This is a genomic window from Nocardia sp. NPDC050710 (assembly GCF_040654375.1).
Lineage (GTDB): Bacteria > Actinomycetota > Actinomycetes > Mycobacteriales > Mycobacteriaceae > Nocardia.
The window spans coordinates 102,186-122,867 of the sequence record NZ_JBFAHV010000006.1; the positions used below are offsets into that span (position 1 = coordinate 102,186).

20 protein-coding genes and 1 pseudogene are annotated in these 20,682 nt (G+C 66.9%); 13 read left to right on the forward strand and 8 right to left on the reverse strand.

What is annotated here, in order from left to right; all coding sequences use genetic code 11:
- The first annotated feature begins 33 nt into the window (after positions 1–33).
- A complete protein-coding gene (locus tag AB0H61_RS14080) occupies positions 34–780 on the forward strand; it encodes a hypothetical protein (protein ID WP_357303456.1) in 747 nt (248 codons plus the stop codon).
- Positions 781–971: 191 nt separating this feature from the next.
- Here the strand turns inward: AB0H61_RS14080 and AB0H61_RS14085 are convergent, their stop codons facing one another.
- On the reverse strand, positions 972–1,187 hold the full coding sequence (locus AB0H61_RS14085; RefSeq protein WP_357303458.1) for a hypothetical protein: 216 nt from the start codon (positions 1,185–1,187) through the stop codon (positions 972–974).
- A gap of 129 nt (positions 1,188–1,316) precedes the next feature.
- Positions 1,317–3,923 (reverse strand): LuxR C-terminal-related transcriptional regulator, encoded by a 2,607-nt coding sequence (locus AB0H61_RS14090; RefSeq protein ID WP_357303461.1) that lies wholly within the window; start codon positions 3,921–3,923, stop codon positions 1,317–1,319.
- 263 nt (positions 3,924–4,186) lie between these two features.
- Between AB0H61_RS14090 and AB0H61_RS14095 the strand changes: the two genes are divergently transcribed.
- From AB0H61_RS14095 to AB0H61_RS14105, 3 genes are all read left to right on the forward strand, one after another.
- Complete coding sequence (locus tag AB0H61_RS14095; protein WP_357303464.1) at positions 4,187–5,320, forward strand: AI-2E family transporter; 1,134 nt, start codon at positions 4,187–4,189, stop codon at positions 5,318–5,320.
- Positions 5,321–5,392: 72 nt separating this feature from the next.
- Positions 5,393–5,803, forward strand: a complete 411-nt coding sequence (locus AB0H61_RS14100) for a hypothetical protein (RefSeq protein WP_357303467.1) — start codon at positions 5,393–5,395, stop codon at positions 5,801–5,803.
- 143 nt (positions 5,804–5,946) lie between these two features.
- A complete protein-coding gene (locus AB0H61_RS14105) occupies positions 5,947–6,339 on the forward strand; it encodes a hemophore-related protein (RefSeq protein WP_357303469.1) in 393 nt (130 codons plus the stop codon).
- On the opposite strand, the gene AB0H61_RS14110 is transcribed toward AB0H61_RS14105, so the two are convergent.
- Together AB0H61_RS14110 and AB0H61_RS14115 are read right to left on the reverse strand one after the other, a co-directional pair.
- Positions 6,333–7,526, reverse strand: coding sequence for an ATP-binding protein (locus tag AB0H61_RS14110; protein WP_357303472.1), 1,194 nt, complete (start codon positions 7,524–7,526; stop codon positions 6,333–6,335). The two genes, AB0H61_RS14105 and AB0H61_RS14110, sit on opposite strands and share 7 nt — an antisense overlap.
- Entirely contained in the window at positions 7,523–8,179 is a 657-nt protein-coding gene (locus tag AB0H61_RS14115) for a response regulator transcription factor (protein ID WP_357303474.1), read from the reverse strand. Before AB0H61_RS14115 ends, AB0H61_RS14110 begins: the two co-directional genes overlap by 4 nt.
- A gap of 90 nt (positions 8,180–8,269) precedes the next feature.
- Between AB0H61_RS14115 and AB0H61_RS14120 the strand changes: the two are divergent.
- A pseudogene (locus AB0H61_RS14120) lies at positions 8,270–8,680 on the forward strand (LLM class flavin-dependent oxidoreductase); the annotation flags it as partial.
- 37 nt (positions 8,681–8,717) lie between these two features.
- Here the strand turns inward: AB0H61_RS14120 and AB0H61_RS14125 are convergent.
- The 3 genes from AB0H61_RS14125 to AB0H61_RS14135 all read right to left on the reverse strand — a co-directional run bounded on the left by AB0H61_RS14125 (position 8,718) and on the right by AB0H61_RS14135 (position 11,110).
- Positions 8,718–9,479, reverse strand: coding sequence for a histidine phosphatase family protein (locus AB0H61_RS14125; protein WP_357303476.1), 762 nt, complete (start codon positions 9,477–9,479; stop codon positions 8,718–8,720).
- A 69-nt stretch (positions 9,480–9,548) separates the two neighbouring features.
- Positions 9,549–10,034 (reverse strand): hypothetical protein, encoded by a 486-nt coding sequence (locus tag AB0H61_RS14130; RefSeq protein WP_357303479.1) that lies wholly within the window; start codon positions 10,032–10,034, stop codon positions 9,549–9,551.
- Positions 10,031–11,110, reverse strand: coding sequence for a MerR family transcriptional regulator (locus tag AB0H61_RS14135; protein ID WP_357303482.1), 1,080 nt, complete (start codon positions 11,108–11,110; stop codon positions 10,031–10,033). Before AB0H61_RS14135 ends, AB0H61_RS14130 begins: the two co-directional genes overlap by 4 nt.
- A 147-nt stretch (positions 11,111–11,257) precedes the next feature.
- Here AB0H61_RS14135 and AB0H61_RS14140 point away from each other — a divergent pair, with 147 nt between their 5' ends.
- From AB0H61_RS14140 to AB0H61_RS14175, 8 genes are all read left to right on the forward strand, one after another.
- Complete coding sequence (locus AB0H61_RS14140; RefSeq protein ID WP_357303484.1) at positions 11,258–11,755, forward strand: methylated-DNA--[protein]-cysteine S-methyltransferase; 498 nt, start codon at positions 11,258–11,260, stop codon at positions 11,753–11,755.
- A 149-nt stretch (positions 11,756–11,904) separates the two neighbouring features.
- Positions 11,905–12,537, forward strand: coding sequence for a 2OG-Fe(II) oxygenase (locus tag AB0H61_RS14145; protein ID WP_357303930.1), 633 nt, complete (start codon positions 11,905–11,907; stop codon positions 12,535–12,537).
- A gap of 156 nt (positions 12,538–12,693) precedes the next feature.
- A complete protein-coding gene (locus AB0H61_RS14150; RefSeq protein ID WP_357303487.1) occupies positions 12,694–13,809 on the forward strand; it encodes a substrate-binding domain-containing protein in 1,116 nt (371 codons plus the stop codon).
- Between the two features lie 70 nt (positions 13,810–13,879).
- The gene (locus AB0H61_RS14155; RefSeq protein WP_357303490.1) at positions 13,880–14,653 is read left to right on the forward strand and encodes an ATP-binding cassette domain-containing protein; all 774 of its coding nucleotides are present in this window, start codon (positions 13,880–13,882) and stop codon (positions 14,651–14,653) included.
- Positions 14,650–15,858: an ABC transporter permease gene (locus AB0H61_RS14160; RefSeq protein ID WP_357303492.1), complete on the forward strand. Its 1,209-nt coding sequence runs from the start codon at positions 14,650–14,652 to the stop codon at positions 15,856–15,858. The genes AB0H61_RS14155 and AB0H61_RS14160 overlap by 4 nt, the downstream gene beginning before the upstream one ends.
- Before the next feature lie 18 nt (positions 15,859–15,876).
- Positions 15,877–17,112: an ROK family protein gene (locus AB0H61_RS14165; protein ID WP_357303494.1), complete on the forward strand. Its 1,236-nt coding sequence runs from the start codon at positions 15,877–15,879 to the stop codon at positions 17,110–17,112.
- Between the two features lie 91 nt (positions 17,113–17,203).
- The gene (locus AB0H61_RS14170) at positions 17,204–18,787 is read left to right on the forward strand and encodes an AAA family ATPase (protein ID WP_357303496.1); all 1,584 of its coding nucleotides are present in this window, start codon (positions 17,204–17,206) and stop codon (positions 18,785–18,787) included.
- A complete protein-coding gene (locus AB0H61_RS14175) occupies positions 18,784–19,431 on the forward strand; it encodes a hypothetical protein (RefSeq protein ID WP_357303499.1) in 648 nt (215 codons plus the stop codon). The genes AB0H61_RS14170 and AB0H61_RS14175 overlap by 4 nt, the downstream gene beginning before the upstream one ends.
- Positions 19,432–19,558: 127 nt before the next feature.
- On the opposite strand, the gene AB0H61_RS14180 is transcribed toward AB0H61_RS14175, so the two are convergent.
- Positions 19,559–20,467 carry a cation diffusion facilitator family transporter gene (locus AB0H61_RS14180; RefSeq protein ID WP_357303932.1) on the reverse strand — a complete coding sequence of 303 codons (909 nt, stop codon included), beginning with the start codon at positions 20,465–20,467 and terminating at the stop codon, positions 19,559–19,561.
- Positions 20,468–20,682 lie beyond the last annotated feature (215 nt).

Genomic DNA, 20,682 nt, shown 5'->3' on the forward strand with positions numbered 1-20,682 from the left:
AGCGTTCTGCCGATAGTGGATTCGAGGTCTGCGATGCGAGCTGGCATGCTGACCGGCATGATCAATCTGCGCGGGATCGGCGCACACAGTGTGGTGGCGATCGCGGCCGGTGCGCTGCTGCTCGCCGGGTGCGGCTCGAATGAGGAATCGTCGGGCGGGGTGAGTACCGCGGCCCCGAGTACGCCGCGGGATCAGTTGCTGCTGACCCCGGAGGAATTCCCGCCGAACAGCAAGAAGGTCGATCTACCGAAGGACCGGCTGGAGGGCGCGACCGCCGATCTCGCCGGTATCCAGCAGTCCGCGACCCTCAGCCCCGAGGAGTGCGCCGGAACCCAGCAGGATCTCAGCACCGCCACCAAGGATCTGCTCGGTCAGTCCGCGGTCGCGGGCGCCACCGACGAGAAGTCCGGCGTCATGTACGTGGAATTCGTCTCCGGTCGCGCCGGCAATCTGGCGCAGATCACCGACGGCAACCGGAAGTGCGGTGAGGTCACCGTCACCTCGTCGATCGAGGGCAGGCAGATCACGACCGTTTCCAAGGTCGAAAACCTCACCGCCCCGGCCGAATTGAAGTCCGTCGACGCCATCGTCTATCGCTCCACGACCATCTCCACCGTCGGCTCCGGCAAACCCCTCACCTCCACCTCCTACATGGGCATGGCCACCCTGCGCGGCGCCACCGTCGCCGTCCGGGTCAGCGCCCTGCGCGACGCCGTCGACGAACCCACCTTCCGGCAGCTCTTCATCGCCGCCGTCCGCAAGGTGGAAAAGGCGGACTGAGGCGCGGCGTCTGCATGGGCTACACCGACGCCTCCTGGCGGTGCGCGCCGATCTCACCTCGCGCCTGGTCTGCACCGTGCTGCGTCACCTGGACAAGAACGGCTACGCCGCGGTGGTCCCGCGCCCGGACGGCAAGCTGGACGAGCGCTCGCTGCTGGATCCGGCCGTCGGCAACTACGCGCTGACCGGTCTCAGTCCGGCATCTGACGCATCTCGAGCAGCGTCAATCCGAGGGAGTCGATGCGGGCCATGATGCCGCGCAGCGCGACGGCGTCCGCGACGGGGCCGTAGAGGGTGGTCACCTCGCCCGGCGCGCGATCCGATGCGGTCAGCTCGGGGAATGCGGCGAGTGCCCGTTCGGAGAGCTTGCCGTCGATAATGAACTGATATCGAACCGGATCCGGCATGCGCACTCCCTTCGGGCGATCGCCATGTGCCGGGACTGGATTCGGTCCCGGAGTCGAGCCTGCTCCGTGCCGCGTGCATCGTCCTCACCCGACGCGGATGAGATCGCCCGCTTACGCGATCGGTCCAGGTCAGAGCAGTCCGATACGGCGTGCCCGCAGCATCGCGTCGGCACGCGAGTTGCTGCCGAGCTTGGCGTAGATCGCCCGCAGATGCGTCTTCACGGTATTGATGGAGACGCCCAGATCCTGGGCGATCTGTAGTGCGGTGCGACCACTGGGAAGTTGTTTGAGCACGGTCAGCTCGGCGTCGGTGAGCGCCGGGTTCATCGCCTGCGGCCGGGCCGCCGAATGCCCGCGGACGGTCTCGACGAATCTGTTGTCGGGACCGAAGCGCCCGGCGTGTTCGTGCAGCGTCGCCAGCACACCGGGGACCTCGAAGAACGGGCGCACCAGCCGATCAGGGGCCGCTCGGCGCACCGCTTCGGCGAACCCCCGGTACGCCTTCACCGGCCGGTCCAGCCGGTGGCACGCGCAGGCGTACAGCAGCCACGCGGTCACGGCGGAGTAGGCGGGCAGTTCCACCGACCCGTCGAGCAGCGGCGCGAGCAGGTCCAGCGTGTCCAGCGGTTTATTCGTCGCCTCCGTGACCGCGGCCAGCGCGAGTACAGTATCCGGGGTGCCGCCCAGGGTGCGGAACCCGGTGTCGGCGAGTTGTTGTGCGGCATCGCGTTCGTGCAATCGCAGCAGGACCGAGACCACCGGGATCAGCAGCCTGCCCGCCGCGGGCGGATGCGGTGTCTCGGCGAGCATCCGATGCGTCTCGGCATGCAAAGTCATTGCGGCGTCGTGCTTGTCGGCGACCGCGTCGAAGGTCAGCAGCAATCCGATGATGTGGGCGGGCCTGCCCGCGACCGGCTCGGTGGACCCGTCGTGCCCGTACCGGGCCCGGGACAGGACGGTGAGGTCGTGCTCCGCGATGTCCTCGCCTTGTAGGTGCGCGGCCAGCGCACCGAGTGCCACCGCGTGCAAGTGGTCCGGCAGATGTGTGAGGCCGTGTTCGGTGGCGATGTCGACGGCACGCGCGGCGCGCTCCCGCATGGTCGGCACCGGCCCGGCCTGCGCCGACGTGGCCGCCAGACAGGTGACCGCGCGCAGTTGCATCCGATGGTGGCCGGTGTGTTCGGCCAGTGCCAGCGCCCGGTGCAGCATCTGCTCGCCCGGGGCGGTGGCGCCGGTGAGGATGCGGGTGGTGCCGAGTTGGATGGCGAGGTAGCAGTCCAGGTCGGCCTGCCCGGTGGTCGGCGGTTCGCCCGAAACCGTCAGCGGCGCACGCTCATCGCCTTCGGCCGAGTCGGCGCCGGTTCCGGTCGCGACCATCACGGCCGCGGTGGCGGCCAGCCGCGCGGCCGTCGACCAGGCGCCGGTGACGATCGCGGAGTCGGCGGGGTCGCGGGCGTTGACCTGGTCGAGATAGGCCGTGGCGCCCGCGTTGTCGCCGCGCTCGACCGCGTCGATGACCCGCAGCAGTAAGACGAAAGGATCGTCGAGCAGTCGGTCGGTCGCGGTATCCAGCTTATGGAACAAGATCGGCCCGGCGCCGTCGAGCACGATGCGCAGCCCGTATTCCCTGACGAACGCGGGCAATTGGGGCTGTCCCGGCTCGGCGAGCAGATGCGAGAGCGCGGCCAGCGGCGTGCCTGCGGCCAGATGCCAGCGGCCGGATCTCCGGTGCAATTCCGGAATGCGTTGCGGTGCGGCGCGTTGCAGTTCGGCCAGTAGGTAGGCGCGCAGCATCGGGTGGTAGGAGTACCAGTGCCGGTCCGCGCGCATCGTGTGCTGGACCGGAAAGTTGATCCGTGCCAGGTCGTCCAGCATCCTGGGCGCCGTCGCGCCCGCCAATTCCTCGGCCAGCGCGTCGGTGAAGCAATCGGGAACGCAGGTGCAGAGCAGGAATTCGCGCACCCCGGCGTCGAGCGCCTCGATCAGCTCGCCGACCAGGAAGTCGGAGATCGGATGTGGCGCGTGCGCCAGCATGGCCAGCGCCGCGCTCCGGTCCGGGCCGTGCATGGCCGTATAGATCGCGGCGATGCGCACCAATGCCGCCCAGCCACGGGTCAACTGCTGGATCGAGGTCACTTCCGCATCGTCGAGCGGGCACCCGTGTTCGACGAAGACCGCCGCGATATGTTCGGCGTCGAAGGCCAATTCCGGGGCGCCGAGCCGGATCAGACGACCCGCCATATCGAGGGCATGCCAGCGCAGTGGAGGCTCGTAGCGTCCGGTCACGATCGTCATCGCCGGTGCGGGAGCGTGTTTCAGGTAGTGCTCCAGGCCCGCCAGTGCGAGTGGGTCGGTGAGCAGGTGGGCGTCGTCGAGTACGAGCACCGTCGGCAGATTCGCCAGTTCGCGGACCAGATCGATGGCGGCGCCCATCGGGTCGGTGAAGTTCCCGTCCCGTTCGACCGGCAGGCCGAGGCCCGCGCGCACCGCCGCCCACAGCCGCGCCGCGTTATCCAGCGTTTCGGTGACGGTGAGCCAGCAGACCCGGGTCTCCGGATGCGTGCGCAGGTGCCGCCGCAACCAGTCGGCCGCGACTACTGTTTTTCCGCTACCCGCAGGCGAACACATCAGAACGGTACGTCCGGCATCCGGTGCCGCGGCTTGGCCAATGCGGGTGTTGATGTCTCGCAGGACGAGTGGTGTGAACAACGGTGCGGGTATCTCATTCGGTTCCACGGCATCACCAGCGGGAATCGCAGAGCTGCGCGCCAGTTGGAGTCGCCGTGAAGAGCCCACCCTAGCCTCCTGGACCGTGCTGCCTCACCACCTGCCGGCCGTCCCGGCCAGTTGAGCATACCGACCGAACGGCCTCATTTGCGGAAGGCAAACAGTTAGCTACTCATCCGAATCGGGTGAGGTCAGCACCCTGTTCGCGCTTTACCGTCGAAACGAAGGCATGTCCATGGCCTGGCACGCTGGCCGATCAGAGAAGAGGGCCGATGCGATCGCGCACACCGCCGTCGGCACCCACCGGGTCGTCACCGACGCCCGCGCCGACCCCGTGGGCGATTCCTCGAGGTCTGATCGTGCTGCTCGCCGCGGCGGGCGGCGTGGTCGCGATCGCGGGTATGAAGGGTGCGGCCGGGCTGCTCGGGCCGGTATTCCTGGCGCTGATGCTGACCATCGCCGTGCAGCCGATCCAGAACTGGGCGCAGCGGCGCGGCTGGCCCGCCTGGGTCGGCATGGCGGGCGCCTGCGTCGGGGTGCTGGTGATCGTAGTCGGCATGATCGGCCTCTTGGTGGTTTCGGTCGCGCAGCTCGCCTCCGAACTGCCTCAGTACGCCGACCGGCTCGATGACCTGCTCAACGGTCTGCGCGATGCCCTGGCCGGTGCCGGGGTGAACACCGAGCAGATCCACAACATGCTGAGCGGGCTCGATATGGGCAAGCTGGTTGACGCGCTGGAGAACGCGCTGGGCGGGCTGCTCGGTGTCTTCTCCAACCTGTTCTTCGTGCTGGCGTTGCTGCTGTTCATGGCCTTCGACGGCATGACGATCGGCCGGAAGCTGGATATCGTCGGGCGAGCACGGCCGGATATCGCGTTCGCGTTGAACACCTTCGCCACAGGTACGCGCAAGTACCTGGTGATCTCCACGGTCTTCGGCCTGATCGTCGCGGTCATCGACGGCGCCGCGCTGTGGCTGCTCGGGGTGCCGTTGCCGGTGCTGTGGGCGCTGCTGTCGTTCATCACCAACTACATCCCGAATATCGGCTTCGTCATCGGGCTGATTCCGCCCGCGCTGCTGGCCCTGTTGGAGGGCGGACCCGCCCTGATGGCCTGGGTGATCGTGCTCTACAGCGTGATCAACTTCGTGATCCAGTCGATTATCCAGCCCAAATTCGTCGGTGACGCGGTCGGACTGAATGTCACCGTGACGTTCCTGTCGCTGGTGATCTGGGCCTGGGTGATCGGGGCACTCGGCGCCCTCCTGGCCGTTCCGCTGACACTGCTGGTCAAGGCGCTGCTACTGGATATCGACCCGGCCACCCGCTGGATGAATATCTTGATCAGCGAGAAGGTGCGGGATCCGGACGCCGCGCCGCCACCCGAACAGACCATTGATCACCCGTAGCGGGTGAGGAAATCAGTGGTCCCCTGCGGCTGTGATTGAACCCAGGTTCTTCGTCGCGGAAGGGATAAGAACATGACTCAGCCACCGTCCACCGAACACCCGGTCCGTCAGGGTATCGCCGCGGGCACCGCCATCGGTGCCGCGGTCCTGCTCCTGACGGTCGGCATCTTGCAGATCCTCGAGGGCATTTCGGCGGTCGCCGAAGATGAGCTGTTCATCGTCGGACCGGAGTACATCTACCAGTTCGACACCACCACCTGGGGCTGGATCCACATCGTCCTCGGCGCGGTCCTGATCGTCTGTGCCCTGGGCCTGATGACCGGCACCACCTGGGGCAAGGTCGCGGCCATCGTCATCGCGGCACTGGCGATCGTGGCGAACTTCCTCTCGCTGCCCTACTACCCGTGGTGGTCGGTCCTGATCATCGCGCTCAGCATCGTGGTGATCTGGGCGGTATCGACCTGGAACCCCGAAAAGCTCTGAGCTCGGCCGCACTGTCGGCGTCCGGTACCCCGGGCGCCGACAGTGCTGTTCGGACCTTTCCTAGCGCCGGGCAAACGCCCCGGCTGGTGGACTGGGTCCGGGTCATCGAAGGACCCGAACCTCCCACCGAAAGGCCACTCGATATGGCACGGATTCGAATCGGAATCACCCGCGCGGCCATCGCGCTCGGCGCTCTGGCGGCCGCCGCGGCCCTGCTCGGTCCTGGTACCGCGTCGGCGCAGCCGGGCTCTGGCCCCGGATTGATCGAGACCACTTGCACGTTCGCCCAGGTCGATGCGGCGCTGCATGCCGAGGCGCCCGAGTTCGCGGCGCGCCTGGATGCCAACCCGGAGCGCAAGGCGAAGCTACAGGAGTTCCTGGCGCTGCCGGTCGAACAGCGTAAGCAGCGCCTCGAGCAGCGATTGGACGAACGCCCGGGGGCACGGGACAAGATCGAGGAGAAACGGAATTCGCCCGAGGCGCGGGCGAAATTCGAGAAGTTGGCGGCGGTCGCGAATACCTGCCACAACTACTGACCGGATCGGCGGGCGTCGCCGCGGGCGACGGGCATGACGACGGTCACGGTGAGCCCGCCCTCGGCCCGCGCCGTCGCCCGCACCGTGCCGTGATGGGCGTGTGCCACCGAGCGGACGATCGATAGGCCGAGCCCCGCGCCGCGGCCGCTGCCGGGACGGTCGACGATCCGTTCCGCGGCGGCCAGCCTGCGGAACGGTTCGAAGAGTCCGTCGACCTCGAAGGGCGGGACCGCCGGTCCGGTGTTCTCGACCGTGAGCCTGGCGGTCCCGTCCACGGTGTCCACCCGCACCGCGATCCAGCCCCGCCCGGGATGGTTGTAGCGCACGGCATTGTCGAGCAGGTTCTGGGCGAGGCGTTCCAGCAGCAGCGCATCACCGGAGACCGCCGCGGCACCGATATCGGCGCGGATCTCGATCCCGGCGGGCTCGCTCGCGGCACCCGCGACGGCGATGGCGTGCCGGGCGGCATCCGCGAGATCGACCCGGACATTCGTGGACAGGCGCTGCTCGCTACCCGCCAGCACGAGCAGTCCGTCGATGAGGCGTTCGTGCCGGTGGTTGACCTCGAGCAGGGTGGCGCCGAGCCGGCGCGTCGACTCGGGCGCATCGGGGTCGTCCAGTGCGACTTCGATGAGCGTCCGGTTGATCGTCAACGGGGTGCGCAACTCGTGCGAGGCATTGGCGACGAACCGGCGCTGACCGTCGAAGGCGCGATCCAACCGCTCCAGCATCGCGTCGAAAGTATCTGCCAGATCCTTGATTTCGTCGTCCGGCCCGTGCAGGTCGATCCGTTCGTGCAGGCTGCGATCCGCGACCCGGCGGGCCGTCGCGGTGATCCGCTGCAAGGGCGACAGTGCCCGCCCGGCCAGCGCCCAGCCGAGTCCTCCCGCGGCGATGCCGACCGCCCCCAGCGAGGCCAGCGACCATACGAGCATTGCCTCCAGGGTCTCGCGCCGATTCCGCTCGGCCTGGGCAGCCACGACGTCGTACAGGTCCTGGCGATCGCGTGCACCCGACTGGGCAAGGAACTCCCGGACCATGCGTTGCGCCCCGATACCGGAACGCCGCTCCAGCGACTGGTTCAGATAGAAATACATCAACCCGATCAGCACCGCACCGGCGAGGAAGAACGCCCCGGCATACAGCAGGGTGAGCCGGAGCCGGATCGTCGACTGCCGCCGCCTCATCGGATGCAGTACCCCACGCCCGCCTCGGTCTCCACGACCGGCGGATCGCCCAGTTTCCGGCGCAGCATCATGATCGTGTACCGCACCACGCCGGTGAACGGATCGGTGTTCTCGTCCCATGCCTTCTCCAGCAGATGCTCGGCCGAGACCACGCCGCCCGCGGCCCGCAGCAACTCCTCGAGTACGGCGAACTCCTTGCGCGACAGTGAGATAGGGACGCCGTCGCGGGTGACGGTGCAGCGGTGCGGGTCGAGGCGGATGCCGGCGCGCTCGAGTACCGGGGGCGGTGCGGGCCGGGCCCGTCGTCCGAGCGCCTGGATGCGGGCGACCAATTCGGCGAAGGCGAACGGTTTGGTCAGATAGTCGTCGGCACCGAGCCCCAGTCCGGCGACCCGCTCGCTGACCGCGGTCGCCGCCGTGAGCATCAGGATCCGGGAGTCGCTGCCGGAGGCCGTCAATGTGCTGCACACCGTGTCACCGGGGAGGGTCGGCAGGTCGCGGTCGAGCACGATCACGTCGTACTCGTTGACGGTAGCGCGTTCCAGCGCCGCGCCACCGTCATAGACCACGTCGACCGCCATCGCATGCCTGCGCAGCCCGCCCGCGATCGCATCGGCCAGCAGTTGTTCGTCCTCGACCACCAATACGCGCACGTCGACAATCGTGCCCGCTCACGCTGTTTGATCGCTGTGAGTTTCCGTCGGATCTTGTCGGCGAGCATGCTATCTTGCCCGAATTGGAACGCGTTCCCGCGCAATCCGATTCATCTCGCACACCAGGCGAATGATCTACAGCTGCTGAGTTCCGGACGCTTCGCCCTGGGTCTAGGCACCCAGATCCGGCCGCAGATCGAAAACGATTCGGCGTCGACCGGTTCCACGCCAGCCTATCGCCCGGTGCTCGAACTCCACGGATGGGGTGAGCTGCAACCGGAGTTGAACGCACTGTCGAAACAGGGGCGCTGGCGCGAGATGGCCGGGCTGATCGACGACGAAATGCTGTCGACCATCGCGGCCCGCGGCACATCCGCCGAGGTCGCCGCCGAGATCCGGCATCGCGTCGGCGGAATATCGGATCGCGTCTGCCACCAACCCTTTGCGCCCAGCGACCGTACGATGGGCGAACTCATCGGCCACTTGGTCGGCGCTCACTAGCGTGCGGTGCCGCGGCGGCACGGATGCCCGCGGCGAATCACCGCGGCAGGTGCGCCCGCTCGTCGTAGGCGAGAAGTCGATAGCCGCGCGCATCCCGCTCCCACTGGGTGACCGACGCATTGCCCACCAGTCCGGCCGCGGTGATCGCGAGAATCTCGGTGTCGGTGAGCTTTTCGAGAAGCTGACGCAGGAACAGCACCACCGCGTCGTGCGCCACGATCAGCACCCTCCGATGCCTGCGGTCACCCTCGATCCGCGCCACCACGCCGCGCAACCGTTGGGCGACATCGCGAAACGACTCCCCGCCGGGCGGCCGATAGCCGAGTGGATCGGCTTGCTCCTTCGTGTACTCCTCCGGAAAGCGCTCCCGCACCACCGTCGCGGGCAGATGTGAGAAATCGCCGCGGTATCGGTCATACAGGCGCACGTCGATGTCGTGGCAGGGCAGCGGCCGTCCCGCCACCCGGAGTTCCCGTGCGGCCAACCGCCAGGTCTGCACGGCGCGCAGATAGGGCGAACACAGCACCAGGTCGGGTGCCGCGTCCGGCTCGAGCGTGACCAGCCACCGGCCGACGGCGGTGGCCTGTCGTCGGCCCAATTCCGTCAGGCCGATGGCCATATCGTCGGCCTCGGCGACGGTCGCGGGGCGCAATCCGGCGTTGGTGGTGCTCTGACCGTGCCGCACCGCGTACAGCACATCGGCGGGCCCGGCGCAGCCCGGGTGCGCACACAACCGAGCCGCGAATTCGCCCCAGCCGCCGGAGCTTTCCTCATCGACGTGAACACCGTTGCGTGGCACCTCGGGGACCCGAGGCGTATTTCTGGTCATACCGAACTAGACGCAGCATCGGGCGTCGTGGTTCCCGCCTCAGTGCGGTGCGGATTCGCGTGATCGCGTATTCCGTGCGCGAATGGCCGCTTCGACTCCGTCCAGTGCGGTGCGGATGGTCGTGCCGTAGCCGTCCTCGCCCAGGGTGTGCAGCGTGGCGCGGGCGGCATCGACCTCGCGTTGCGCGGCGTCGAACGAGGCAAGACGCCGGTAGTTGTCCGCCAGGTTCAGATGCAGTGACGGGTAGAAGCCGCGCACATCCAGCGCCGGATCATATTGCTCGGCACGCTCGTTCGATACCGCGTCGGCCGCGTCGATGGCCCGGATATCCCAGGCCAGCGCCTGGGCGGCATCCTCTTGCAGATCGGCCAGATAGTGGGCGAGGGTGCATCGGTGCAGCGGATCGCCATGCGGGCCGAGGGATGTCCAGAGCTCGCCGAGCGCTGAGCGCGCGGCGTCCCGGTGGCCCGCGTGGCCGAGGGCGACCGCCTCGGTAATGGCGTTCATCGTCGCGTCACCGGTCATGAGTGTTCCTGTCTTTGGAGGGTTTTCGGGATGGCCGTCGGCATCACCAGGGTGGTCAGATCGCCGTCGGTCGCGGAGCGGACCACGATCGGTCGATCCGCCGCGGAGATATCGAGCATGATGTCGGGGCCGAGCGCATCGGCGATCGCCGGACGAAGCGTGGTGGCGGAGAAGGCGATGTCGATGCCGGGACCCGTTGTGGCGGCAGAGATTCGACGCGCTTCACGGCTCCGAGCCGATACCGAGATCCCCCGCAGATCGATCGTGCAGACCAGTGGATCCCCGTCCGCCTCCAGCGATTCGAGCAGCGCGGCCCGCCGGACCATGACTCGGGTCACCACCGGTGCCAGATCGGCGAGCATCGCGCGATAGTCGGGGAAGATCTCCGCGATTGCCGCGCAACGTCTTTCGATACCGTCACCCGCGAATACCATGCCGTCGCCCGCGTGCGCCACGCTGATCTCGGCGATATCCCGTGCCCACGTGCTCAGCCCCGCGAGGTCGTCCGCCTCGAGTATCGTCGCCCACGTGCCGCCGTCCTGCCGGTCCGGCACCAGGGTCCGCGTCGTCAGCCTGTACCGATCGGTCGCCGTGAGTGTCACCGAGCCCGGGTTCACCTCGACCGACACCCCGGCCAGCACCGGTATCGCCCGATCCCGCGCCGCCGCGCCCACCACCTGATCGATGGCCTGCGCGAGTACCGCTCCGCACAGTGTGACGGTCGGACGCCGTGCGCCGAGCGTCCGTTTGACCTCCACCGCGACCCGCGCTGCCGCCCGCGCCCGTGTCGTCAGTTCGCGCACGTGGTCGTCCAACAACTGCTCGGCCTGCCGCCGGTCACCGGACAGGATCCCGGAGATCGTCTCCAGCGGCACCCCGACCCCGCGCAACCGCCGAATCAGCACCGCCTGTTCGCACTGGGCGCGCGCGTAGTACCGATATCCGGTCGCCTCGTCGACTCGGTCCGGTGCCAGCAACCCGCAGTCGTCGTAGAACCGCAGTGCGCTCGCCGTCAACCCACTGGCCCGCGCCACCGCGCCAATGGTGATCAACTCGTCGGTCTCGGAATCGGTCACCCGGCCAGCATGGGCCTTCAGGTAACTCGAAGGTCAAACCGACCTGACATGGGATCACGCTCATGTCCGAATTCCGCCGGTCATGGCGGTCGGGGCGGGGCAGATTGGGGATGGACCACTGAACGAGATCGGCGAGAGGAGCCGGTGATGACCGTATACGCGCGGGTAGACAGCCCGGTGGGTGAATTGCTGTTGGTGGGGGAGCGTGCCGGGCATGGGGTCGCGCTGGCGTCGGTATCGATGACCGGACAGCGCGGTGCGGTCGTGGTGCGCGCGGAGTGGGTCGCGGATTCGGACGCGTTCGCCACGGTGATCGCGCAGCTGCGGTCGTACTTCGCGGGGGAGTCGACGGAGTTCGATCTGGAGTTGCGCGCCGGCGGCAGCGATTTTCAGCGACGGGTGTGGGACGTGCTGGATGGCATCCCATACGGCACCACCGCGAGCTACGGCGAAGTGGCGGCGCAGGCGGGGCTGCCGCGGGAGCGGGTGCGGGCGGTCGCCGCGGCCATCGGGGCGAATCCGCTGCTGATCGTTCGACCCTGCCACCGGGTGATCGGGGCCGGTGGGGCATTGACCGGGTACGCGGGCGGGCGGGAGCGCAAGCAGCGGCTGCTCGAGCTCGAGGGCGTTCTGCTGGCGTCCTGAGCGACGGTGGATTCCGGGAGGAGGTGATGGTCATGCGGAGGAGTCCGGCCGTGATCGACGGTGTGCAATCGGCCGAGACGGTGGATGTGCGTGTCGGCGGCCAGGATTGGGCGGCCCTGGCCGGGGAACTCGGTACATACGGCGGTGCAATGACGGGACCGTTGCTCGATGCCGAGGAATGCGCCGAGATAGCGGGCTGTTTCGACCAGGTCGAGCGATTCCGGTCGACCGTCGATATGGCGCGCTATCGGTTCGGGTCCGGGCGATATCGGTATTTCACCCACGAATTGCCCGAGCCCGTACGGGAATTGCGGGCGGCCTTCTATCCGCGATTGCTGCCGATCGCGCGCGACTGGGCGGGCAAACTCGGCCGTCCCGCGCCCTGGCCGGACACATTGGACGAGTGGATCGTGATGTGCCATGCGGCAGGCCAGGGTGAGTCGGCCCAGATCCTGCTGAAGTACGGCGCCGGTGATTGGAATGCGCTGCATCGGGATGTCTTCGGGGACATGGTCTTTCCGCTACAGGTCGTCATCGGATTGGATACGCCGGGGGTGGACTACACCGGCGGGGAGTTCGTCCTGGTCGAGCAGCGGCCACGGGCGCAGTCGCGCGCCTCGGTGACGACGATTCCGCGGGGATGCGGGTTGATCTTCACGACCAGGGACCGGCCGGTGGCGAGTACGCGGGGTTGGTCGGTGGCGCCCATGCGGCACGGGGTCTCGACGGTGCGCAGCGGCTCGCGCCACACCCTCGGCTTGGTCTTCCACGACGCTGGATAACCCATACGAGCGCGGTCCTGACAGCGCGCAGGTGAAAACCGGCCCGGCGCATGGCGACCGGGTGTGCCGGGATTGTTATGTGGGTGGCCGATCGACTTCCCGGAATCGCCTGTGCCGCACCGCGTCGTCGAATATGTTGTATCGAACAACATTCGATTGACCGCCGATCCACCCGGGCGGTTCCACGAAAGGCCCACCATGCGCAAGGGCATTCTCACCGTCATCGCCGTTTCCACCGCTCTGCTCGGCATGCTGACCGCGTGCGGAGACGACGACAAGGGTTCCGGCGGTGCGCAGATCGGGGTGATCCTGCCGGATAGCAAAACCTCCGCGCGCTGGGAGACCGCGGATCGGAAGTACCTGCGGGAGGCGTTCGACGCGGCCGGAGTGAAGGCCGATATCCAGAACGCGCAGGGAGATAAGGGCGCATTCCAGACCATCGCGGATCAGATGATCACCAACGGCGTGCGCGTCCTGCTGATCACGAATCTGGACAGCGGAACCGGCAGGGCGGTGATCCAGAAGGCGCGTGCCCAGGGCGTGACCGTGATCGACTACGACCGGCTCACGCTGGGCGGCGGCGCGCAGTACTACGTATCGTTCGACAACACCAAGGTCGGGCAGCTGCAAGGCGAGGGGCTGGCCGCATGCCTGACCGAGAAGAAAGCGGTCAAACCCGTTGTGGCATACCTGAACGGCGGCCCGACCGACAATAACGCCACCCTGTTCCGCAATGGCTACGACGGCGCACTGAAGCCCAGATTCGATTCCGGCGAATATGTGAAGGGCCCGGATCAGGCGGTACCGGAATGGGATAACACCAAGGCGGGCACCATCTTCGAACAGATGCTGACCGCGACGCCCAACCTCGGCGGGGTGGTCGCGGCCAATGACGGGCTCGGCAATGCCGCGATCGCGGTGCTGCGCAAACAGAAGCTGAACGGCCAGATCCCGGTCACCGGTCAGGACGCGACCGTGCAGGGCTTGCAGAATGTGCTGGCGGGCGATCAGTGCCTGACCATCTACAAGGCGATCAAGCAGGAATCCGACGCGGCGGCGCGGCTGGCGATCGCACTGACCAAGGGTGAGCCGGGTGTCACCAACGGCACGGTGCGGGATCCGGAATCCAATGCGGAGGTGGCCGCGGTGCTGCTGGAACCGAAGCCGATCTACCGGGCCGAGGTGAAGGATGTGGTCGCCGACGGCTACGTCACCAAGAGCGAGCTGTGCACGGGTGAGTTCGCCAAGCTGTGCGCGGACAACGGAATCTGATATCCACCGGCCCCTTCCGCGGTTCGATGAGGGGCCCGCGGAAGGGGCCCGCTGTCCGGGAGCTGTACCCATGACCGATACCCCAGTGATCGAATTACGGGGCATAGACAAAAGTTTCGGTGCCGTTCAGGTGCTGCACCAGGTCGCCTTCGAAGCCCACGCGGGGGAGGTGACGGCATTGGTCGGCGATAACGGCGCCGGAAAGTCGACGCTCGTCAAATGCATCGGCGGCACCCATCCGATCGATGCGGGCGAATTCCTCTTCGAGGGCGCACCCGTCCAGGTGCACCACCCGCGCGAGGCCGCCGCACTCGGTATCGAGATCGTGTATCAGGATCTCGCACTCTGCGACAACCTCGACATCGTGCAGAACATGTTCCTGGGCCGCGAGCGGCGTCGCGGGATCGTGCTGGACGAATACGTCATGGAGGAACTGGCCGGAAAGACGTTGGCCGGCCTGTCGGTACGGACCGTGAAGTCGGTGCGGCAACGGGTATCGAGACTGTCGGGCGGCCAGCGGCAAACCGTCGCGATCGCCAAGGCGGTGCTGTGGAACAGCAAGGTGGTGATTCTGGACGAGCCGACCGCCGCGCTGGGTGTGGCGCAGACCCAGCAGGTGCTGGAGCTGGTGCGCACGCTGGCCGACAAGGGCCTCGCGGTGGTGCTGATTTCGCACAATATGAACGATGTCTTCGCGATCTCCGATCGGATCGCCGCCCTCTATCTGGGCCGGACGGCGGCGCAGGTGCGGACCTCCGATGTGACACACGCGCAGGTCGTCGAGCTGATCACCGCGGGCCGCTCCGGAGAACTCGGCACCCACCCGAACGGAGCCGTGGGATGAGCGCACCGGTGACCGAGCTGGTCGGCTCCTATGTGGAACGGGTCCGCGGCGGCGATATGGGCGCGCTGCCCTCGGTGATCGCGCTGATCGTGCTGTCGGTGATCTTCTGGGCCGCCCGCCCGGTTTTCCTGACCGAGGCCAACTTCGCGAATCTGCTGACCCAGGGCGCCGCCATCGCGGTGATCGCGATGGGCCTGATCTTCGTGCTGCTGCTGGGCGAGATCGATCTGTCGGCGGGCTTCACCAGCGGGGTCTGTGCGGCGGTGCTCGCGGTGCTGCTCACCGATAAGGGCTGGCCCTGGTACGCGGCGGTGGCGGCCTCGCTGCTCACCGGTGCGGCGATCGGGCTGACGATCGGTGTGATCGTGGTGCGCATCGGGGTCCCGTCCTTCGTGGTCACCCTGGCGGCCTTCCTCGCGCTCCAGGGCGTCGCGCTGAAAATCATGGATAACGGGCGCAATATCTCGATCACCGATGACACCATTGTCGCGATCGCGAATAAGAACGTGGCGCCAGCGCTCGGCTGGGTCATGTACGCGATGCTCGTGGTGGGGTTCGCGATCATCCAGTTCCGGAAACTCCGGGCCCGCACCGAACTCGGGCTGACCGGGGAGACGACGCCGGTGATCGCACTGCGAATCACGGTGGTGGCAGTGGTGGCCGGGGCCGCGGTGCTGATCCTGAACAGCGAGCGCAGCCGCAATCCGGCGGTGAACTCGCTGGTGGGTATGCCGATCGTGCTACCGCTCATCGTGGCGCTCCTGCTGGTCTGGACTTTTGTCCTGAACCGCACCGGTTTCGGTCGGCACATCTACGCGATCGGCGGTAATGCCGAAGCTGCCAGGCGCGCGGGTATCAAGGTGGATTGCATTCGGATCAGCGCCTTTATGCTCTGCTCGACCATGGCGGCCGTCGGCGGGCTCATCGCAGCCTCGCGCGCCAACTCCGTCGACCCGAATACCGGCGGCAGCGATGTGCTGCTCACCGCGGTCGGCGCCGCGGTGATCGGCGGCACCAGTCTGTTCGGCGGGCGCGGCCGGATGCTCGACGCGGTGCTCGGCGCCGCGGTGGTGGCGGCGATCGACAACGGGATGGGTCTGATGGGCTACAGCGCGGGCACGAAATTCGTTGTGACAGGATTCGTGCTGCTCTTGGCGGCGGGCGTGGACGCCCTGGCACGCAAGCGCGCTCGATTACACGGCTAGCCTCGGCGAGGACGGTGAATGCGGAGGGACACGGCGCAACCAGTGGGCGGGGGAGCTCCCTCCCCGGAGGAGATCCGGCGACGCAACCTCGCTGTGCTCCTGCGGCACGTGCACCGCGACGGCCCGCTCTCGCGCGCGATACTCGCCGAGCGAATGGGCTTGAATCGCAGCACCATTCTGGCCCTCACCACCGATCTGGTGGCCGCCGGTCTGGTCACCGAGGAACTGCCGGGCCAGACCGGCAAGGCGGGCAGACCTTCCCTGGTGGTGCGTCCCGAAACGGAGCGGGTCTACGTGGTCGCGCTCGACGTCGGCGCGGATCGGTTGGCGGCGGCCAGGATCGGACTCGGCGGCGCGGTCCTCGACCGCACCGAAGCCGCCCGCGTGGGCGGCGCCTTCGACCCGGATGACGTTATCGCGGCCCTGGCCACCATGGCGCACACCATGATTCGCCGGGCGGCGCCCGGTGCGACGTGCGTCGGGGTCGGCGTCGCCTTCTGCGGCATGGTCCGGGAGGAGGACGGCGTTGTCCGATACGGGCCGAATATCGGCTGGGTCGATGTGCCGTTCGGGGCCGACCTCACCACCGCGCTCGGCATCGGCCTGCGGGTACGGGTGGGCAATAACGCCAATCTGGGCGCACTCGCCGAACGGGAACGCGGGGTCGGCGCCGACTCGGCGGATCTGATCTACCTGCACGGCGATGTCGGCATCGGCGGCGGCATCATCATGGGCGGCGAGGTGCTCGGCGGTGAGGGCGGCTACGGCGGCGAGATCGGGCATATGGTCGTCAATCCGGGTGGGCGGCCGTGTGCCTGCGGCTCACGCGGTTGTCTGGAGGCCGAGGCCGGTGAGCTCGCGCTGATCGCGGTGGCCGGGCGGACCGATCCGCCCGGGCGGATGGTGGTCGAGGCGATCGTGGATGCCGCCGCGCGCGGCGACGTCCGGGCCCGCGAGGCTCTGCACCAGGTCGGCGAATGGCTCGGCTACGGCGTCGCCAACCTGGTCAATATCTTCAACCCATCGATGGTCGTCTTCGGCGGCGTGCTCCGCGAGATCTACCTGGCCGCGGCCGCCCAGGTGCGCAGCAGGCTCGCCGTGAACGGTCTGCTCGCGGTCCGCGAACGGGTGCGCCTGCGCACCAGCGCTCTCGCCGCTGACGCCACCCTGATCGGCGCAGCCGAACTCGCCTTCGCCGATCTTTTTACCGATCCGCTCCAAACTGTCACCCGCGGCTGCACCGACTCCGCCTGACGATGATCAGGCGCGGTGTACCGGGCCGTACGCTTCGGCGCAGGAGCACCTGAGAGCTGGAGGTCTACGCCGCGGACGTGACGAACTGCATATGCTGTGCTTCAGCGGAATTCGTCGTCCGGTGTCTCCCATTGCCGCTGGGCAACATTGCGTGATCGGCTGTGTGTCAGTATTGGGTGCGGCCGAACACGCCCGTCGTCGGGTATTGGTCGTGTCCGACGACGCTGGACTCGGTAACCTGACGGTCATGCTCACCAGGCTGGAGATTCGGGGCTTCAAGAACCTCTTGGACGTTCAGGTGGATTTTGGCCCCTTCACCTGCATCGCAGGGGCAAATGGGATGGGCAAGTCGAACGTGTTCGACGCAATTGAGTTTCTCTCCTATCTGGCGACCGATCCGCTCTTCGAGGCATCACAACGGGTGCGAAGCGCGTCGGGGATGCGGGGGGGTGACCCGCGAGACCTCTTCTGGGACGGATACCGGGACCACGAGAGGCATATTTGGTTTGCTGCTGAAATGATCGTGCCAGCCGAGGTAGAAGATGATCTCGGCGCGCCTGCTGTGCCGACAACCACCTTCCTGCGCTACGAGCTGGAGCTCGGCTATTCTGCGCCAGAGGGCGACAGCAGCGTCGGCAGGCTTTCGTTGCACCGTGAGGAGCTTCGTCATATCAACCGCGGAGATGCCCCCAAGCATCTGCGTTTTCCGCACAGTGCGAGGAATTTTCGCAACACGGTTGTGCTCGGTCAACGACGGGGCGGCGCTTTTCTCTCAACCGGAGAGCGCGATGGCGCGACGGTCATCAATGTCCACGGCGACGGAGGAAGCTTCGGAAAGCCGCAGCCGAGGGGCGCTGGAAGGGCCGGAAGGACTGTCCTCAGCACCGTCACCACCAACGACTATCCGACTATCCTGGCGGCTCGCCGGGAAATGCAGAGCTGGCACCGACTCGCCTTGGAGCCATCGGCACTGCGGGCACCTGACGGGTTCTCAGATCCTCGATCGATGGAGACGAACGGACGACATCTCGCTGCCACCCTCTATCGGATCGCCAGTGAAGCACCTCCCGGAGCCGAACATCCGGAATCCGAGGCTGTTTACGCTCAGGTCGCTGACCGGCTGTCCGATCTTTCCGGCGTCGACGTGGAAAGCTTGAGGGTCGAACCCGATAGGGTCCGCGAGGTATTCACGCTCTTTCTGCGCGAACGCAGCGGACTCCAGCTTCCTGCTCGAGCGCTGTCCGAGGGCACACTGCGTTTCCTGGCCCTCTGCGTACTGCTCGAGGATCCTACGTTCACCGGCCTCGTTTGTATGGAAGAGCCGGAGAACGGCATTCACCCGGCGAATCTTCCCGCGATGGTCCAACTGGTGCATGACTTGGCCGTCGATCCGAAGGCGGTGCCTGGTCCCGAGAATCCTTTCAGACAGGTGATTATCAACACGCATTCGCCGGGGGTAGTCCAACTCTGCGAGCCTGCTGATTTGTTGTTGGCAGAGACCAGGCCATATCGGGCATCAGATGGAACTGTGACAACAGCACTATCGCTTTTGCCTTTCAGAAATACTTGGCGCGCTGCTCCAGGTGCGATCGTCGCGTCGAAGGCGGATTTTGTGCCCTACCTTGCTGCGCCAGCCGGTGCACAGCTTCGGTTGCCGTTGGATATCGCAGGATGAGCAGGCAGGTTTATTCGGGTCTGTTCGTCTGCGAGGGCACTTCCGATCTGCCGCTGGCAGAGATCGTCGAAACCCTGTTCATCGAGCGTGGTATGGATGTCCGTTTGAGCAAGCCGGACTATGCCTTGCTAGGCAAGGTACCCAAGGACGTCGAGTCGAGAGTGCGCGCTGGCTTGGATCTTGTGGACGGTCCGGTGGATGTCGTCGTTGTACATCGTGATGCCGATGGCGCAGGCCCAGAGCATCGGCGAAACGAGATTGTTGGCGCTACTACATCTGTCGCCGCCAGAGCCGTTGCGGTACCTGTGATTCCGGTTCGAATGACCGAGGCTTGGCTCTTGCTGGATGAAGATGCAATCCGCCGCGTAGCTGGAAATCCGAAGGGTCGAAAGGACCTCGGCTTGCCATCGCGTCGAAGGCTGGAATCTGTTGCTGATCCCAAGCTGCTTCTACAGCAATGTCTCCTCACAGCCGCTGATAGCACCGGGCGGCGACGCGAGCAAGTTGCCAAGCGTTTCAACGAGCATCGTCGTCAACTCTTACAGCGACTCGATTGCTCAGGGCCGATCAATGAATTGCCGAGCTGGAGCCAGCTGATCAAGGACATCGAATCTGCGATCGAAGTGGTGTTGTCGACGAGTTGATGCCGCACCTGGATCCTGGATATTCAATGGCCTGACGACCTGCCCTATCCGCTGCCGACGTCACGATTGTCGAATCGCATTTGGCGCACCTCCTCGCACCCGCGCCACCGACTCCGCCTGACGCGGATCAGGCGCGGTGTACCGGGCCGTGCGCTTCGGCGCAGTGCACATCGGTGCGCGGCAGGTCGACGTCGCCGACGTGATCCACCTGGAGGGTGGTGTGTTCCAGGCCGAATTCGTCGTGCAGCGCCCGCTCGATGGTCGAGCGGACCGCGTGGCAGTCGGCGCCGTCGGCGACCAGGATATGGGCCGAGAGCGAGGGCTGGCCCGAGGTGATCAGCCAGACGTGCAGGTCGTGTACCTCGGCCACCTGCGCGATCGCCACAATGCGCGTGCCGATGGCGTCCGGGTCGAGGTGGGCCGGGGCGGCTTCGAGGAAGATCCGGCCGGATTCGCGGACCAGCGACCAGCCCGCCTTCAGCATCAGCGCGGCGACGACCAGCGCGGCGATGGCGTCCGCGCGCGGGTAGCCGGCCAGCCAGACCACGGCGCCCGCGATGGCGGTGCCGATGAAGGCGTAGAGGTCGTTGAGGATGTGCTGGAAGGCGCCCTCGACATTCAGGCTGGTCCGATTGGCGCGGCTGATGCTCCACGCGGCGGCGATATTGACGACGATGCCGACCAGCGCGGTAATCAACACCAGCGGGCCCGCGACATCCGGCGGATCGATGAGCCGGTCGATGCCCTCGTAGATGAACCAGGCGGCAAGCAGCAGCAGGGTGATGCCGTTGGCCTGGGCCGAGAGGATCTCCGCCCGTTTGAATCCGTAGGTGTACTGGCCACGCGCGGGTCGCTTGGCCAGCCGGATCGCGATCAGCGCGAGCACGATGGACGCCGCGTCGGTGAGCATATGCGCCGCATCGGAGATCAGGGCGAGCGAATGCGCCAGGATGCCGACGATCACCTCGGCGGCCATGAAGGTGACGATCAGTCCGAGCGCGATGGTCAGCCAGCGCGGGTCCGAGTCGGCGGACACGCCGTGGTCGTGATGGTGACCGTGATCGCCGGAACGGCTGTGATCATGGGATTGATCGTGCTCGGCCGCATGATCGTGCTCGGCCGCGGCGGTCACGCGTTCCGCGGGCTGCTTCGGCGACACGCACTGATCTCCCATAACTCGATGCCCTCTCGTTCGTCCGGCTCTCGCTGCACAGCGTAGCCTACTGTGCAGACATGCGCATGTCTGCATTT